This is a genomic window from [Brevibacterium] flavum, assembly GCF_019317305.1.
Taxonomy (GTDB): Bacteria; Actinomycetota; Actinomycetes; order Mycobacteriales; family Mycobacteriaceae; genus Corynebacterium; species Corynebacterium glutamicum.
Genome location: NZ_CP079240.1, coordinates 2,928,462 through 2,944,434, shown reverse-complemented (window position 1 = coordinate 2,944,434; position 15,973 = coordinate 2,928,462). Strand labels below are relative to the sequence as shown.

The 15,973-nt window shown below is 55.0% G+C and carries 15 protein-coding genes and 1 pseudogene; 12 read left to right on the top strand and 4 right to left on the bottom strand.

Translation table 11 applies throughout. The annotated features are described in order from the left end of the window. The first annotated feature begins 63 nt into the window (after nt 1–63). The 7 genes from KW808_RS14230 (at nt 64) to KW808_RS14200 (ending at nt 7,436) form a co-directional block, all read left to right on the top strand. Nucleotides 64–888 carry a sulfurtransferase gene (locus tag KW808_RS14230; protein WP_003862841.1) on the top strand — a complete coding sequence of 275 codons (825 nt, stop codon included), beginning with the start codon at nt 64–66 and terminating at the stop codon, nt 886–888. Between the two features lie 43 nt (nt 889–931). Continuing rightward, on the top strand, nt 932–2,272 hold the full coding sequence (locus KW808_RS14225; RefSeq protein WP_003862844.1) for a TtfA family protein: 1,341 nt from the start codon (nt 932–934) through the stop codon (nt 2,270–2,272). 99 nt (nt 2,273–2,371) lie between these two features. Beyond that, complete coding sequence (gene pyrE / locus KW808_RS14220) at nt 2,372–2,926, top strand: orotate phosphoribosyltransferase (protein ID WP_003862850.1); 555 nt, start codon at nt 2,372–2,374, stop codon at nt 2,924–2,926. Then, nucleotides 2,913–3,581 (top strand): TrmH family RNA methyltransferase, encoded by a 669-nt coding sequence (locus KW808_RS14215; RefSeq protein ID WP_011266007.1) that lies wholly within the window; start codon nt 2,913–2,915, stop codon nt 3,579–3,581. The genes pyrE and KW808_RS14215 overlap by 14 nt, the downstream gene beginning before the upstream one ends. Nucleotides 3,582–3,670: 89 nt before the next feature. Further along, nucleotides 3,671–4,888, top strand: coding sequence for a glycoside hydrolase family 76 protein (locus tag KW808_RS14210; protein WP_003862852.1), 1,218 nt, complete (start codon nt 3,671–3,673; stop codon nt 4,886–4,888). 247 nt (nt 4,889–5,135) lie between these two features. After that, entirely contained in the window at nt 5,136–6,170 is a 1,035-nt protein-coding gene (gene fbaA / locus KW808_RS14205; RefSeq protein WP_003862854.1) for a class II fructose-bisphosphate aldolase, read from the top strand. Nucleotides 6,171–6,266: 96 nt separating this feature from the next. Beyond that, nucleotides 6,267–7,436, top strand: coding sequence for an FUSC family protein (locus tag KW808_RS14200; RefSeq protein ID WP_003862856.1), 1,170 nt, complete (start codon nt 6,267–6,269; stop codon nt 7,434–7,436). A 155-nt stretch (nt 7,437–7,591) separates the two neighbouring features. Here the strand turns inward: KW808_RS14200 and KW808_RS14195 are convergent. Together KW808_RS14195 and KW808_RS14190 are read right to left on the bottom strand one after the other, a co-directional pair. After that, nucleotides 7,592–7,699: pseudogene (locus KW808_RS14195) on the bottom strand (PLDc N-terminal domain-containing protein); the annotation flags it as partial. Nucleotides 7,700–7,713: 14 nt separating this feature from the next. Further along, nucleotides 7,714–8,565 (bottom strand): hypothetical protein, encoded by an 852-nt coding sequence (locus KW808_RS14190; RefSeq protein WP_003862859.1) that lies wholly within the window; start codon nt 8,563–8,565, stop codon nt 7,714–7,716. Between the two features lie 119 nt (nt 8,566–8,684). Here KW808_RS14190 and KW808_RS14185 point away from each other — a divergent pair, with 119 nt between their 5' ends. The 5 genes from KW808_RS14185 (at nt 8,685) to KW808_RS14165 (ending at nt 13,916) form a co-directional block, all read left to right on the top strand. Continuing rightward, complete coding sequence (locus KW808_RS14185; RefSeq protein WP_003853639.1) at nt 8,685–9,974, top strand: adenylosuccinate synthase; 1,290 nt, start codon at nt 8,685–8,687, stop codon at nt 9,972–9,974. A gap of 174 nt (nt 9,975–10,148) precedes the next feature. Continuing rightward, entirely contained in the window at nt 10,149–11,375 is a 1,227-nt protein-coding gene (gene purT / locus KW808_RS14180) for a formate-dependent phosphoribosylglycinamide formyltransferase (protein WP_003853648.1), read from the top strand. 1 nt (nt 11,376) lies between these two features. Then, a complete protein-coding gene (locus KW808_RS14175) occupies nt 11,377–11,778 on the top strand; it encodes a hypothetical protein (protein WP_003862861.1) in 402 nt (133 codons plus the stop codon). A 294-nt stretch (nt 11,779–12,072) separates the two neighbouring features. After that, on the top strand, nt 12,073–12,891 hold the full coding sequence (locus tag KW808_RS14170) for a hypothetical protein (protein ID WP_034983301.1): 819 nt from the start codon (nt 12,073–12,075) through the stop codon (nt 12,889–12,891). A 14-nt stretch (nt 12,892–12,905) separates the two neighbouring features. After that, nucleotides 12,906–13,916, top strand: coding sequence for a hypothetical protein (locus tag KW808_RS14165; RefSeq protein ID WP_003862867.1), 1,011 nt, complete (start codon nt 12,906–12,908; stop codon nt 13,914–13,916). Here KW808_RS14165 and KW808_RS14160 read toward each other — a convergent pair. Together KW808_RS14160 and KW808_RS14155 are read right to left on the bottom strand one after the other, a co-directional pair. Then, nucleotides 13,905–14,453, bottom strand: coding sequence for a GNAT family N-acetyltransferase (locus KW808_RS14160; RefSeq protein ID WP_003862869.1), 549 nt, complete (start codon nt 14,451–14,453; stop codon nt 13,905–13,907). The two genes, KW808_RS14165 and KW808_RS14160, sit on opposite strands and share 12 nt — an antisense overlap. A gap of 136 nt (nt 14,454–14,589) precedes the next feature. After that, the gene (locus tag KW808_RS14155; RefSeq protein ID WP_003853658.1) at nt 14,590–15,957 is read right to left on the bottom strand and encodes an FAD-dependent oxidoreductase; all 1,368 of its coding nucleotides are present in this window, start codon (nt 15,955–15,957) and stop codon (nt 14,590–14,592) included. Between the last annotated feature and the right edge of the window lie 16 nt (nt 15,958–15,973).

Sequence of the window (15,973 nt, the reverse complement as noted above, 5' to 3'; positions counted from 1 at the left end):
TCTTATGCTGGTTAGGTTATGTCCGCGCTGCGCTTGGTCACATTTACGCCTAGGCTCGGGGCTATGACCGTGTTGATTTCTCCGTCCACCCTTGCTGAATCAATCCACGCTGGTAAGAAACAAACTGTTCTCGCTGCTTTCTGGGCTCCAATTGAAGGAGCAGGCCGCACAGTTTTCTGCTCTGAGCACATCCCAACTTCCATTTTCTGCGACCCTGCCCTTGAGCTTTCCGGAGTTCCTTCCTCTGAAGATGGCCGCAACCCACTGCCACCGCTGAATGTGTTGGCACGTTCTTTCAGGACCTGGGGTTTGAATACCGATCGTGAAATCGTGTTTTACGATCAGGGACGTGGCCTTTTTGCTGCACGCGCCTGGTGGATCCTGCGATGGGCGGGCATGCCCAACGTTCGCATCCTTGACGGTGGTTTCCAGAAGTGGGAAAACCACAAATTGGGTCACGCTGGCGGGCCTGGAAACTTCCCGCACTTTTGCAATGTGCGTCCCAACCCAGGTCAGCTGCCAGTAGCGACCATCGAAGATGTCAAGGCACATCAGGGCATTTTGATTGATGCTCGCGATGAACAACGATTTGCAGGTCGCAGTGAAAAGCTCGATCTGAAAGCCGGACACATTCCAGGCGCAATCAACATCAATGCGAAAACTTTGCTGGAAGATGATTTCACCTTCAAATCGCCAGAAGAAATCCGCCAGATTTTTGCGGACAAGGGGGTAACCAGCGGAGAGAACGTCATCGTTTATTCCGGTTCCGGTAACCACTCGTCCCAGTTGCTGGCTGGCATGGAGCACGCGGGGCTGACCGGTGCGAGCCACTATTTTGCTGGTTGGTCACAGTGGAGCGCTAACCCCGAGAATCCTATCGAGGCCTAAAATCGTGGCTTGAGGACGCACTGCCAGTAAGGTGTGTGATGTGATGGAAATAAGTGTCTTGATCATCGCCGCACTGATCTTGGTGGCAGGCATCGTACTGTGGCGCGCGGACTCGTCTAAACAGGCAGCTAAAAAGGCTGAAGCACCTGTGGGCTCAGTCGCACCTGCACCCGTGCTGGTTGAAGAAGAGCCGGACCCTGAGTTTGAGCCAGAACTGGACCCTGAATCAGAGCTGGAGCCAGAGCTGGAAGTTGCGCCTAGATTTGCGCCAGAACCAGTGCAAGATCTTGAGCCGGACCAGGCTGAGGACATTTATTTTGATGATTCCCCTGAGCTGGATGCTGATGTTGAAAATGCCTTGGCAGAGCTTGCTGAGGTAGAGGACTACCCGGAAGAGCCAGCTCAACCAGCGCAATCCGAGCAACCTCAAGCCCCTGCCACGGCGGAGGTAGCTGCGGACGAGGAGCAACGGGGCGTCGATAAGCATTCGTTTTTGAGCTCTTTGCCTGGTTCGCAGCGCCGGGAGCGCCGAAACTGGGCTGCGAAGCACCACTTCGATTTCATCAAGGAAGATGCCTTTTTGACCGATGAATGGTCAAGGGGTGCGGCATCGACTGGTGCCGTTGCACGTGATGTGGTCAGTGGCATGGCTGAAGGATATGAAACGCATCTGGTGGATTTGGCGGGCGTGCCCGTGATGGCGATGCGCCGTGGAATTACCTCTGACGTGGTCATTGATGCGCGCCGCGGTGAGCAGCCAGCCGATCCAGAGCGTGAAGAATCTGATGATTTAGTCGAGATTGATACGGTCTCCGGATTCCGCCTGCTCAGTAACGTGGCGGGGGTTGCGCAGCGCTTTGTCGACGAGCGCATTCACGTCGGTTTGGATTCCATGCCAGAAGCTGTGACTGCTGTGTGGATGGAATCTGATTGGGTGCTGGCGGAAACCATCAAGGGTTCCACGCCGTCCGATTGGGAAGAGATTTTACGGCCGTTGGCGCTGCTCACGGACGCGTCTTTCACGTTGCCACCTCGTTCCACGCGTGCGCAGACCTTGGATTTGAAGCATTTGGAGCCAAGTCGTCTGAAGCCGGAGCAGCCAGAAAAGCCAGCGTTTACTCCTAATGCTTCGGAAGAAGATTTGTCGCAGCCGTTGGTGATCCGCCCCGAGGAGCCGTTGCAGATGCCGGTTCGCGGTGTGCAGGAAAGCCGCGGAGTGGTCGAACCACGGTCATTGGGTGCAGATGATGTGGAGTCGATTGCAGAGGGTGATCCAGAGCGTCCGAGCGATCTTTATGGCACGCGTGTGCTGCGTGATCTCAATGGTCAGTCCAGTATTTTCCAAGATTCCACCGACGCGGATGAGCCACCAAAACAGTGGTAGACAACTGGTGTTTTTCGGCCGTGTCCACCCCAGGTTCTATGCTGTAACAAACGCGGGTTTAAACCTCAATCATCAAATTAGGGAAGGGCTGGGAAATCCATGTCATCTAATTCCATTAACGCAGAAGCGCGCGCTGAGCTTGCTGAACTGATCAAAGAGTTGGCTGTCGTCCACGGTGAAGTCACCTTGTCTTCGGGCAAGAAGGCTGATTACTACATCGATGTCCGTCGTGCTACGTTGCACGCGCGCGCATCTCGCCTGATCGGTCAGCTGCTGCGCGAAGCCACCGCTGACTGGGACTATGACGCAGTTGGCGGCCTGACCTTGGGCGCTGACCCGGTTGCCACCGCCATCATGCACGCCGACGGCCGCGATATCAACGCGTTTGTGGTGCGCAAGGAAGCCAAGAAGCACGGCATGCAGCGTCGCATTGAGGGCCCTGACCTGACGGGCAAGAAGGTGCTCGTGGTGGAAGATACCACCACCACCGGAAACTCCCCTCTGACAGCTGTCGCCGCGTTGCGTGAAGCTGGCATTGAGGTTGTGGGCGTTGCCACCGTGGTCGATCGCGCAACCGGTGCAGATGAGGTTATCGCAGCGGAAGGCCTTCCTTACCGCAGCTTGCTGGGACTTTCTGATCTTGGACTCAACTAACACCCCCGGCCCCACGGAGTGGGGCGAGTCCCGCGTGGGCAAAGGTCCATGGGAAGAGGAAAACCCCGGCGTACCTCGGCCTACAAGCCCGCTTTTCGACGTCACCCTCCTCAACGAGGGCGATCGCCGCAACGTTGTTGACGCCTATCGTTATTGGACCCGTGAGGCGATTGTTGAAGATATCGACACCCGCCGCCACAGCCTCCACGTAGCGATCGAAAACTTTGAAAACGACGCCAACATCGGCACCGTCGTGCGCACCGCCAACGCCTTTGCCGTGAACACAGTCCACATTGTGGGTAGACGTCGGTGGAACCGCAGGGGAGCCATGGTGACTGACCGTTACCAGCACCTCATGCACCACGAAGACGTTGATTCGCTGCTTGCATGGGCAATCGCGGAGCGGCTTACCATCGTCGCGATCGATAACACCCCAGGTTCCGTGCCTTTGGAAACCGCTGAGTTGCCGAAGAACTGCCTGTTGCTGTTTGGTCAGGAAGGCCCAGGTGTCACCGAAGCTGCGCGTGCAGGTGCGTTAATGACCTGTTCGATTGCCCAATTTGGTTCCACTCGATCCATCAACGCGGGTGTAGCTGCTGGTATTGCAATGCATGCATGGATTCGTCAACATGCCGACTTATCGCAAGCCTGGTAATTTTATACCCTAGATCGTTAGACTTTCGTTATACTTTTGGGTGTCGTATTTAATTGTACAACACCTGCATTGGAGCGAAGAAACACTCAGTGTTAGACAAATGGGTAAACAGAGCTGACCTAGCGGAATCCGCCATCAACGAAAGGCATTCCGCGAGGGTTTGGGGTCTGCCTCGAACAAATCTTGGGTTTGTGGCATGGCCATCCAACGCCAAAGAAAAACTGTTTATCCACTGGCACTACTGGTGGCAAGCGCATTATCTAGACTGCCTGGTGGATGCAGCTCGTCGGCGCACCACAAAGGCCCGCCGTGACCGCATCAGGGACACCATCCGCGGCATTTCGGTGCGCAATGTGGGCAAGCTGACCTCGAATCGTTATTACGACGACAAAGCTTGGCTGGCCCTTGCTCTTGGGCGTGCCGGAAAAGTGCGAAAGGTGCGCACACCAAAATCATTGCCCTCGTTGGAACAAAACATCGTCGATGGCATTGATTCCCTTACTGGTGTGCTGCCGTGGCGTTCCGGTGAAACCTTCTACAATGTTCCCTCCAACGGTCCCGCTGCCATCATGATGGCTCGCACCGACCGTTTGGACGAGGCCATGAAAATCACCGATTGGATTTTTGACAACCTGATCGATGACGACGGCCTTGTGATGGACGGATTGCGCATGCGCATGCACGGACCTGAGCTTGTCCGTTCCATCCACCCGTATTGTCAAGGTGTCGCCATTGGTGCGTGTTTGGAAATTGCTCTCAAACTGCGTGAGCGCGCAGGCTTGACCACTACTGTGGTGGATCACTGGTCGGATGCCGATAAGGCAGAAGACTCCCTCAAATACTTCGCACACATCCACGCTGTGGTTCAGGCTGTGTCGCGGAAGATGACCAACTTCCAGGGCGTTATTGATTGGGACACCGGTGACGGCGACGGCGGTTTGTTCAAGGGCATTTTGGTCCGCTATTTAGCTGATGTGGCCATCCGCCTGCCTGACGATTCCCCAACCAACCGGGAAACCAAAAAGATTGCAGCACGCCTGGTACTGGAATCGGCGGAAAGCGTATGGAACCACCGATTGGAAGTTGATGGCCTTCCGGTATTCGCCACAGACTGGACAACGGATGCACGCCTGCCACAAAACTTTGGTTTGAGTTCCTCTAGTTTGAGCGATCTGGTGAGTGTTGTGCGCGTGGATGAACGTGATCTGTCCGTGCAATTGTCCGGTTGGATGCTCATGGAAGCAGCAGCGAAAGTGGCCGAAGAACTGGAAAACAACGGCAATAGTTACACCGGTCGCTCCCGATAGCCCCGATAGTGTATGCGCTGACCTGCGTTTATGCATTTTCCTTAGGTTGAAGGGAATATCACACGACAAAAGTTGAGTGATGCAGGCATAATTGGCTATAGGCAACTGAAGATGCCACAACCAATGTTTGATCAAACAGAATCAGACATTGTGAATGTGGGATTATCGGTTCGCGCTTCACCATGTTTCTGCATGATGAAATTACATACATAGTTCAGTGACAGTCACCTTTTGGAGGAGACACCTTATGCCTATCGCAACTCCCGAGGTCTATAACGAGATGCTCGATCGTGCTAAGGAAGGCGGATTCGCCTTCCCAGCCATCAACTGCACCTCCTCGGAAACCATCAACGCAGCTCTCAAGGGCTTCGCAGAGGCTGAATCTGACGGAATCATCCAGTTCTCCACCGGTGGTGCAGAGTTCGGTTCCGGCCTGGCAGTAAAGAACAAGGTCAAGGGCGCAGTTGCGCTTGCAGCCTTCGCCCACGAGGCAGCAAAGAGCTACGGCATCAACGTTGCTCTGCACACTGACCACTGCCAGAAGGAAGTCCTGGACGAGTACGTCCGCCCACTGCTGGCTATCTCCCAGGAGCGCGTCGACCGCGGCGAGCTTCCACTGTTCCAGTCCCACATGTGGGATGGTTCCGCTGTCCCAATCGACGAGAACCTCGAAATCGCACAGGAGCTGCTGGCTAAGGCTAAGGCAGCGAACATCATCTTGGAAGTTGAGATCGGTGTTGTCGGTGGCGAAGAAGACGGCGTTGAGGCTAAGGCTGGCGCAAACCTCTACACCTCCCCAGAAGACTTCGAGAAGACCATCGATGCAATCGGCACCGGTGAGAAGGGCCGCTACCTACTAGCAGCTACCTTCGGTAACGTCCACGGCGTTTACAAGCCAGGCAACGTCAAGCTGCGCCCAGAGGTCCTCCTTGAGGGCCAGCAGGTTGCACGCAAGAAGCTTGGACTTGCAGACGACGCACTTCCATTCGACTTCGTCTTCCACGGTGGCTCAGGCTCCGAGAAGGCAAAGATCGAAGAGGCGCTGACCTACGGCGTCATCAAGATGAACGTTGATACTGACACCCAGTACGCATTCACCCGCCCAATCGTCTCCCACATGTTTGAGAACTACAACGGCGTTCTCAAGATCGACGGCGAGGTCGGAAACAAGAAGGCTTACGACCCACGCTCTTACATGAAGAAGGCTGAGCAGAGCATGTCTGAGCGCATCATCGAGTCTTGCCAGGACCTCAAGTCTGTTGGAAAGACCACCGCTAAGTAATCTCAGCAGTTAAAAAGGGCAGTTCCGCATCAAGGGGACTGCCCTTTTTCGTGTCTTCTCATGCTCTTGTGAATATGCATAGCTAATCTTGAGGCCATGGCAAAGAAGAAACTGGGGACTGTCGCCAGACTGTCTGAACTGGATAAGTCCCTGCGCAATAGATTGCTGCGGGTTCGTTCCCGACTGCTGTTTATTGTTCATTCCGCAATTGGTGCGGGTGTGGCGTATTGGATTGCCGTGGAAGTGATCAAACACGGACAACCGTTTTTCGCACCGATGTCCGCGGTGATTATTTTGGGTCTCTCCGGAGGAGACCGCATCAAAAGAGCCACGGAACTCACCCTGGGCTGTGCTTTAGGCGTTGGTTTGGGTGATTTACTGATCATGCAAATCGGCACGGGCTATTGGCAGATATTTGTGGTGGTTGGATTAGCGCTGCTGGTGGCCTCGTTTGTTTCACCGGCACCGTTGGTGAGTAATCAGATGGCCATTGGTGGCATTTTGATTGCCACGATGTTCCCGCCAGGTGATGGTGGAAGCATTGACCGTATGATCGACGCCTTCATTGGTGGTGGCGTGGGAATTTTGGTCATCGCACTTCTTCCCTCATCTCCTCTTGACGCCGGCCGGCATCAAGTGGCCAACGTTTTGGGGATCGCAGCTAGTGTGCTGGAAGACGTGGCAGCTTCCCTAAAAGCCAAGGATGCAGCCAAACTCAACAATGCTTTGGAAGCATTGAGAAGGTCGCAGGCGTCGGTGAACAAGCTGGAAACTGCGGCATCTTCAGGCAAGGAAGCAACCACCGTATCGCCATTTTTGTGGGGAGATAGGTCCCGCGTGAGATCGCTGTATCGCATTCTGGCGCCAGTGGACAACGTCATCCGAAATGCTCGAGTCCTTGCGCGACGGGCAGTGGTGCTGACCGAAGACAATGACACCGTCAGCGATCAACAAATCCACGTGATTGAGGAAATCGCAGACATTGCACTGCGACTGTCAGACCTTTATGAGCACCACAAAGAAATCAGTGAAGCACTGGAAATTCCTGAATTGGTAAACCGTCTACGTCAACTGGGCAGTGAAGTGGGCGAGGACATCGCCGAAGATCGAGTGCTATCCGCACAAGTAATTTTGGCGCAATCGCGATCCATCATTGTGGACCTGTTGCAGATCTGCGGCATGTCCAGGGAATCTGCAGTGGCAGTGTTGGTTCCGACCTCAGAGAGTCCGGCTTACCCTCCGGAGCTGTGGGATGACGAAGACTAGCCTTTTATCGCGGTTCGGTTTTCACGGCGAATAAGCGCTGCTACTGCCCAAATGACAAATCCGATGATGGGGAGGAACAACACGAGAGCTCCCCATCCCAATGAAGCCACTACATCCCGTTTTCTCGTGTATTCCACAGTTGCGACGGTGATGGCCACAACCAAGAGAATGACGAAGGGAATCACAGACCAGACAAGGTCATACATTGGCGGGAAGAGAATATTATTTCCTGATTCAAGCGGGAGAGATGTCGCTGGTGCCATGCGGGCTCCTTGTTTTACGGCCGCACGATTTGGAGATCGCGCAAATGTCGATAGAAGGTAACGCGCTCCACTTTACGTTTGCGGGAAATTCCGTCAACCCGGATTTGTAGCGAGGGGCCGCCGGCTTGCATGGCACGACCCGTCGAAAAGCTCTCTGGAATAACCGAGCCCGAGGGGCGAGGGAACAGGCTGCGGGAGGGCACTTCGCCGGGCAGGGGAGTGTCCATGACGACCGCAGCGATGCCTGGGGCGTCAAGCATCGGCACCAAGCGGGCACCGTAGACGCCACGGCGTGGGGCCTTCGACGCAGCCTCGTGGCGGATGAGAACATGATCATCGACGATGACTTCGCCGGTGATCTCACCCGGCTCCCAGTTGGTGATAGTGGCTGAACCTGCGACGGCGACCGCGGCGTCATCGCGGATGAGCGGGGCAGGATTGACCAATCCGGTCAGTGCGAGCTCAAGCGCGGCAGCCTCATCGGTGGGCAGACCCCAGTTCTTCGCAGCCGTTGAAGGGCCGACGGGCACAAACCCAATCTCCGCCCACAAATTATCCGCGCGCATGAGACGAGTCAGCACCGCAGACAGTGCTGCATCCGAACCGATCACCACGATGCGCAAACGGGTTTCAGGCTGTTGTGGCGCAAACTTAGGGCTGTTCAAATGCTCGACATCAGGCTGCTTGGCGATCTCATCGAGAGACGGAGTGGGATCCTGAGGGAGCACATCAAAGGCCGCATCATCAAGAATTTTGAGGTCTTTTCGGGTGGGCACCGCAGGCAAATCGTGGATCTCCGCAGAGGTGGAAAGGGCAGGGAATTCGTTGATGTGTGGGGCATCGCACCGCAAAACCAGAAGACGCATACCGCAAGCTTAGTATCGCGATGATTAAAAACCTCACATGGGATAGTAAGATGAAATAACGTCTGTGTGCGCACACGCGTGCATACTCCAACTTCATGGATCGGATGTGACGTAAACCAATGGCTGCAATCGTTATTGTCGGCGCTCAATGGGGCGATGAAGGCAAAGGTAAGGCCACGGATATTCTCGGCGGACTCGTCGATTACGTGGTTAAGCCCAATGGCGGTAACAACGCTGGACACACTGTTGTGGTCGGCGGCGAGAAGTACGAGCTAAAGCTCCTTCCTGCCGGCGTCCTCTCCGAAACGGCCACCCCAATTTTGGGCAACGGCGTTGTGATCAACCTTGAGGCACTGTTCGAAGAAATCGACGGCCTTGAGGCTCGCGGTGCGGATGCATCCCGCCTGCGCATCTCTGCAAACGCTCACCTGGTTGCTCCATACCACCAGGTGATGGACCGGGTTCAGGAACGCTTCCTGGGCAAGCGCGCAATCGGCACCACCGGCCGTGGCATCGGCCCTACCTACGCGGACAAGGTGTCCCGCGTGGGAATCCGTGTTCAAGACATTTTCGACGAATCCATTCTGCGTCAAAAAGTCGAATCCGCCCTGGATTACAAAAACCAGGTGCTGGTGAAGATGTACAACCGCAAGGCCATCGTCGCTGAGGAAATCGTGCAGTACTTCCTCTCCTACGCTGATCGCCTGCGCCCCATGGTCATCGATGCCACCTTGGTGCTCAACGAGGCACTTGATCAGGGCAAGCACGTTCTTATGGAAGGTGGCCAGGCAACCATGCTCGACGTGGACCACGGCACCTACCCATTCGTCACCTCCTCCAACCCAACCGCCGGTGGCGCAAGCGTTGGTTCAGGTATCGGCCCAACCAAGATCACCAGCTCCTTGGGCATCATCAAGGCCTACACCACTCGTGTTGGTGCCGGCCCATTCCCAACTGAGCTGTTTGATAAGTGGGGCGAGTACCTGCAGACCGTCGGTGGCGAGGTCGGCGTGAACACCGGCCGTAAGCGTCGCTGTGGCTGGTACGACTCCGTGATTGCTCGTTACGCATCCCGCGTCAACGGATTCACAGACTACTTCCTGACCAAGCTAGACGTGCTCACCGGCATCGGTGAAATCCCAATCTGCGTAGCTTACGACGTTGATGGTGTTCGCCACGATGAAATGCCACTGACCCAGTCAGAGTTCCACCACGCAACCCCAATCTTTGAAACCATGCCTGCATGGGACGAAGACATCACCGACTGCAAGACCTTCGAGGATCTTCCACAAAAGGCCCAGGACTACGTCCGACGCCTGGAAGAACTCTCTGGTGCTCGCTTCTCCTACATCGGTGTTGGACCTGGTCGCGATCAGACCATCGTCCTGCATGACGTTTTGGAAGGCTAAAACACCTCCGTTTAAGCCAGTTAATGAGAAAAATCCCTGCAACAGATTGATGTTGCGGGGATTTTTTCTGTCAGTGGGATGCCCCTAATTTAAGGCATTAGGGTTTAAGCCTTCGGCATGTCAGATAGAGTGAACACCAATATTTCTGACATCTTCCAACGGAGGCTAAAAGGCATGTACATCCCAGAGTCGATCGGCACCCCTTTGACCCCCAATGCCACGAAAGTGATGCTGCTGGGATCAGGAGAATTAGGCAAAGAAGTAGCCATTGCTTTCCAGCGTCTCGGCCTGGAAGTCCATGCTGTTGATCGCTACGAACATGCCCCAGCCCACCAGGTCGCTCACTTCTCCTATGTCATCGACATGACAGATGCAGCCCAGGTGCGGGAATTGGTGGAGCGTGTGCGCCCAGATTTTGTCATTCCTGAAATCGAAGCACTGGCAACCGATGAACTGGTAAAGATCGAAGAAGAAGGCCTGGCCACCATCGTGCCCACTGCACGTGCAGCCAAGCTGACCATGAACCGCGAAGGCATCCGCAAGCTGGCAGCAGAGGAACTGGGTCTCCCGACCTCCAACTATGAGTTCTGCTCCACTTTCGAGGAATTCTCCGCAGCTGCTGAAAAGCTTGGTTACCCGAACGTGGTGAAACCAGTGATGAGTTCTTCCGGCAAGGGCCAATCTGTTTTGCGTAGTTCAGACGATCTGCAGGCAGCATGGGATTATGCGATGAGCGGTGCACGCGTGGCCAACTCCCGCGTCATTGTGGAAGCTTTCGTGGAATTCGATTACGAGATCACCCTGTTGACAGTAAGGTCCATCGATCCCACCACCTCTAAGCCTGCGACCTGGTTCTGTGAGCCCATTGGACACCGCCAAGAAGACGGCGACTACGTGGAATCCTGGCAGCCAATGGAGATGACTCCTCGCGCGCTGGAAAACGCACGCTCAGTAGCCGCACGCATCACCAACGCATTGGGCGGACGCGGCGTATTTGGTGTGGAGCTCTTTGTCTCCGGCGATGACGTGTACTTCTCTGAAGTCTCCCCACGCCCACACGACACCGGCCTTGTCACCCTTGCCACCCAGCGTTTCTCTGAATTTGAACTCCACGCCAAGGCAATTCTGGGATTGCCTGTTGATGTCACTCTGATTTCTCCAGGTGCCTCCGCTGTCATCTACGGTGGCATCGAATCTGAAGGCGTGAGCTACACCGGGTTGGCTGAAGCGCTGGCAGTGGCTGAAACTGATCTTCGTATCTTTGCCAAGCCAGAGGCCTTCACCAAGCGTCGCATGGGTGTTGCAGTGTCCACCGCTGAGGATGTGGCTGCAGCCCGGGACCGCGCCACTTTGGCTGCCGCGGCGATCAAGGTTCATCCAGGAAATTCCGCAGAGGCTTAACATGCTGGGAACGCATCGGGGCAGCATTTCGTGGGTTTCTACGATCCTGCTTGCCATCGGTGTCATCTTGATCGGATACGCGGCGGTAGCTGTTGGCCCGCAGCTTGACTCCGGCGGAGCTTCCGGCTGGTGGGCTTTAGGTATTGGGGCAGTGTTTGCCGTGGTATCGCCTTATTTGTACATCATCGGGATTTCTCTCAGGCACACCACCACCTCTGAGGTGCTGGCTTCAGTGGCAATTGCTGCCCTGTTTTTCATCAGTTACCTCGTGTGGACTACACCAGTGAGTGACCCGGTGATCTTCCACCCTGCGCTCATTAACTTTGGGTGTGCAGTGTTGTGGTTGGGGATCACGATTTTTTGCGCTTTCAGGAGAGACAGCAGAGTAGACATAAAAATTTAACGAGGTTATAACAATTAGCCGTGAGGGTATTAATCAAGGTTTCGGGAGACTAACGTTTTAGAAACAAGTGGACTCCAGCACACCTCGTGAGATGGCAGGTTCATCATGGCTAGAACGACAACAGCGCACGCAGTTCTCATGGCGCTTAGTTCAGTCGGGCTTTTAGTGCTCCAGGCCTGCTCCGAACAGGAACAAACCCCAGCGCCCACCTTAACTTCGCAGGCTCCCGAGACCCCTCAAGCCTCAACAACCTCCACAGCAAGCTCCGCATCTACTCCCATAGCAGCCACCGAGTTGGATTATCTCCACATCGATCCAGCAACGTATGACATCGGTGTCCAAGACCAAGAAACTGCCGTATTTACCACTGGCGATGGGATCACCGCACACTGTTTCTTTGAAGCGACACCGGGAGAGACCAGCTATCAGATCAAGGAATTTGATTTCGACGAAACTGCGGGAACGTGCGCTTTTGGTGATCAACACATCAGCGTCACCACGGATGAAAATGTCCGGGAACGCTTTGCCGAATTGAGTGAAACCGAAGAAGAATTACCAGAAGCGCAAGCGACTCTCGATGTTGGTGAGATGGTGCATCTTGGTCACATGGGTTGTTGGGCGCCGAGTGTATCGGAGTTTAGTTGTCTCGATTTCGCCTCCAACCAGGCATTTACAATCAATGAACAGGGCTTCCATGAGCTTGATCCTGCAAAAGCCACTGAGCAGCTAACTAATTCGAGTGGCCAGGTTCAAACGTTATCGAAAATGACGAATTTCCAGTTCACCGATGGCACCAGCATCACCTGTGTCAGTGAGTTGCAGGCGGAAGAGTTCTTGTGCCACAACAGTGGTCCTGGAGGCTGGTCAACTTCAGCTGGCCCTGCCAACACCCTGTGGTGGAATCTGAACCAGGCCGACTCCGAGTTTGAGGGTGCTCGCCCCACGAATCCAACGCAAAGCGTTTATAAATCTCAACAAATATTCGGTCCGGGATCGTATCTCCTCGCGAACGGTGTGAGTGCAGAATTTGATGGAACCACCCTCACGCTGACCACGCCTCAGGGGAATCAGTATTGGGCAAACACACACGATTTTGGAGCCGGCACACACTAATTTTAGGAGCACTGATGAAAACCAAGTGGTTAGCGATCATTCCATTCGTGGCGCTTGCGGTGGTTGCATGCTCTGATACGCAGCCGCCGGTTACAGAAACAGTGACAGAAACCGCCCCGCAACCTACTTCTGAAACGGCAGCGCAGCCACCACAACCCACGACACCTGCGGAAACGACCACGCAGCAGGCAGAAGGTATCAACTTGATGCCTCGCTACACTCGCCAAAATGTGGGGCATTTTTCTAGTGGTTATCAGCCTGGACAGGTGAGTTTTTCCTCAGCTGATGGAACCATTAAATGTGAGTTTCGCCCCATGGAACAGGACGCACCTATCAACCGGGAGCCCTCCACCGATTGGCGGCTGAGTTTCGCACAGGGTGCGTGCCAATTCGACGATGGTTACGTAGTGGCGGATACAAATGTGGAAAACAGACCAGGTTTTGCTGAGTACGCCACGGCGATTTCTCATGTCATGCCGGAAAATTACACCACGTTGCCGCCGGGAACCTACATCGATTTACACACCATGGCTTGTTTCACCGAGTCTGCCGATGAAATTTCCTGCATTAAGTACGCGACCAATGAAACATTCCGCATCAGCGCGCAGGGTTTTGAGATGCTCTCAAATGCCCAGCACGACGCGGAACTAACCACACAAGGTGGCTTGTACCAGGCATTTTCCAACATCGCGGAATTACGGTTCAGTGACGGCAACGCCATGTCATGTTTCTTTGACGCGCCGGGATCGCAAGATTTCTGGTGCCAAACACTCAGCACCCCCGGCTGGGACGACGGCAACAACCTTATTCATTTGACGGTCACCGGCGGAAAACTCAGCCTGATGGGCACCCAAGTGGGCAACCCCGGCCTCGACTATTTCCGCGGCCGCCAGCTCATTGAGGCGCCAAATTCGCTTCTCGACGCCTCCCTCTCCGTAACACTCGACGGCGATCGGGTGCGTTTCCGCACCGCGACCGGCGAGGAGATGTGGGTGAGTTCCAGTGACTACGGATTAGGCGTCTAGGTCTGAGAACCTTTCAAGCTCATCAGCCTTGAGCAACATCGGCAAGTGAGGAACACCAGAGTCAAGGTACTCCTCGCCCAAGACCTCAAAGCCGTATTCTGCGTAGAAATCTGCCAAAGGCTTCTGCGCGGTCAGGACAACATCGCGGTCGGGGTACTGCTCATATGCAAGACGCAGCGCGTTGTGCATGAGCTCACCTGAGAGCCCCGAGCCCCGCTCTTCCGGTGCCACCGCTACGCGGCCGAGTTGTGAGAGCGGGGTGGCGTCGTCAAGCGAAATGCCCTTGCCGGTGTACGCCTTAAGCTCGGCGGCGGTGATGGGCGCGAGGCGTGCGCAGCCGATGAGGTTGGTTGGGGTGGCGTCGGTGCGCTCCCAAGCCAGGATGTGATTGGTGGTTGGGGCAGCATCGGTGTCATCGATCTCCGCGTACGGAGTCTGCTGCTCGTGGACGAAAATATCTACACGAAGTTTGTACAATTTGTGTACTTCGAGGGAGCCAAGCTCCTGAAGATTGGAAACTGCAAAGTATCGGGTCATGACAAAAGACTAGCCTGCAAACCTACTAAGTAGACAGTCGAGGGACGAGCATTCACCGGATATTCACTAGTAGAGTGCACACAGGGCGCTGTGGATTAACCTCCAACAGCGCCCTTTTTTGAGGCTTTAAGCGACTTTAGATGTCGTATTCTGGACGAGCATGGCGCACCATGTCATTCCACTCAACGATCTTCTTGCGCTCGCGGCCCTCAGGCTCACCCAGCGCGCGCTCCGCAGCATCCAGCAGGTGCCAGCCATCCCACGTGGTGAACGCAACCTTGCGCTCATCGAGGAACTCAATGATGGACTCCAACTCAGGCTTTGCAGGCGCAGGCAAAGAACCAGCAGCGTGATCAGCAAGCAGCATCTCAGTGGTTTCCTTGGCGTCGGACTTGGTGTTGCCGATCAGTCCAATTGGGCCACGCTTGATCCAGCCAGTGGCGTACAGGCCAGTGATGGGGGAGCCGACCTCAGGATCGATGATGTGGCCGCCGTCGTTGGGGACAACCGCGCGCTCATCATCAAAAGGAACACCCTCGATCGCATCAGAACGGTAACCCACCGCGCGGTAAACTGACTGCACATCCCAGGTCTTGAACTCGCCGGTACCAGTCACGCCACCGTTACCATCCAGCTGAGTGCGCTCAGTCTTGAGGCCAACAACCTTGCCGTCTTCACCGAGGATCTCCACTGGGGACTCAAAGAAGTGAATGAACAGCTTGTGAGGAGCGCCCTTAGGATCGCGCATCGCGTAGCTTTCCAAAGTCTGGCACACGAGGTCCTGAGACTTGGAATCACGACGAGCCTGCTCCGAAGCTGCATCGTAATCAATGTCCTCAGGGTTCACGATCACCTCGATGGTGTCGGAATGATCAAGTTCCTTCAGCTCCAACGGAGTGAACTTCGCCTGAGCAGGTCCACGACGACCAAAAACGTGCACTTCCTTAGCCTGATTCTTAGCCAAGCTCTCATAGACATTGTCAGGGATTTCAGTAACTAGCAGCTCATCGCCAGTCTTCGCCAAAATACGAGCAACGTCCAACGCCACGTTACCGACACCAACAACCGCTACCTTCTCAGCAGAAAGATCCCAGTTGCGTTCAAAGTTCGGGTTGCCATCATAGAAACCAACGAACTCGCCAGCGCCCCAAGAACCTTCCAAATCAGAACCTGGAACCCGAAGATCCTGGTCACCAGTAGCGCCAGTGGAGAACACGATCGCGTCATAAAACTCACGCAACTCCTCAACAGTGATGTCCTTGCCGACCTCAATGTTGCCCAAGAAACGCAGCTGCTCCTTGTCCATCACATTGTGCAGGGACTTCACGATGCCCTTGATGCGAGGGTGATCAGGCGCAACACCATAACGGATCAAACCGAAAGGCGCTGGCATGCGTTCAAAAAGATCAATCTGCACGTCCGTGTCGGATTTCATCAACAAATCAGACGCGTAGATTCCTGCTGGACCTGCACCGACAACGGCAACACGCAAAGGGCGAGACATATAAAGTTCGATTCCT

What these genes read in the sequence shown, in the direction of transcription:
- fbaA (WP_003862854.1), top strand. Translation starts at nt 5,136, where the DNA reads ATGCCTATCGCAACTCCCGAGGTCTATAACGAGATGCTCGATCGTGCT.
- KW808_RS14175 (WP_003862861.1), top strand. Translation starts at nt 11,377, where the DNA reads ATGCTGGGAACGCATCGGGGCAGCATTTCGTGGGTTTCTACGATCCTG.
- KW808_RS14160 (WP_003862869.1), bottom strand. Translation starts at nt 14,453, where the DNA reads ATGACCCGATACTTTGCAGTTTCCAATCTTCAGGAGCTTGGCTCCCTC.
- KW808_RS14190 (WP_003862859.1), bottom strand. Translation starts at nt 8,565, where the DNA reads ATGCGTCTTCTGGTTTTGCGGTGCGATGCCCCACACATCAACGAATTC.
- pyrE (WP_003862850.1), top strand. Translation starts at nt 2,372, where the DNA reads ATGTCATCTAATTCCATTAACGCAGAAGCGCGCGCTGAGCTTGCTGAA.
- KW808_RS14230 (WP_003862841.1), top strand. Translation starts at nt 64, where the DNA reads ATGACCGTGTTGATTTCTCCGTCCACCCTTGCTGAATCAATCCACGCT.
- KW808_RS14225 (WP_003862844.1), top strand. Translation starts at nt 932, where the DNA reads ATGGAAATAAGTGTCTTGATCATCGCCGCACTGATCTTGGTGGCAGGC.
- KW808_RS14185 (WP_003853639.1), top strand. Translation starts at nt 8,685, where the DNA reads ATGGCTGCAATCGTTATTGTCGGCGCTCAATGGGGCGATGAAGGCAAA.
- KW808_RS14155 (WP_003853658.1), bottom strand. Translation starts at nt 15,957, where the DNA reads ATGTCTCGCCCTTTGCGTGTTGCCGTTGTCGGTGCAGGTCCAGCAGGA.
- purT (WP_003853648.1), top strand. Translation starts at nt 10,149, where the DNA reads ATGTACATCCCAGAGTCGATCGGCACCCCTTTGACCCCCAATGCCACG.
- KW808_RS14165 (WP_003862867.1), top strand. Translation starts at nt 12,906, where the DNA reads ATGAAAACCAAGTGGTTAGCGATCATTCCATTCGTGGCGCTTGCGGTG.
- KW808_RS14200 (WP_003862856.1), top strand. Translation starts at nt 6,267, where the DNA reads ATGGCAAAGAAGAAACTGGGGACTGTCGCCAGACTGTCTGAACTGGAT.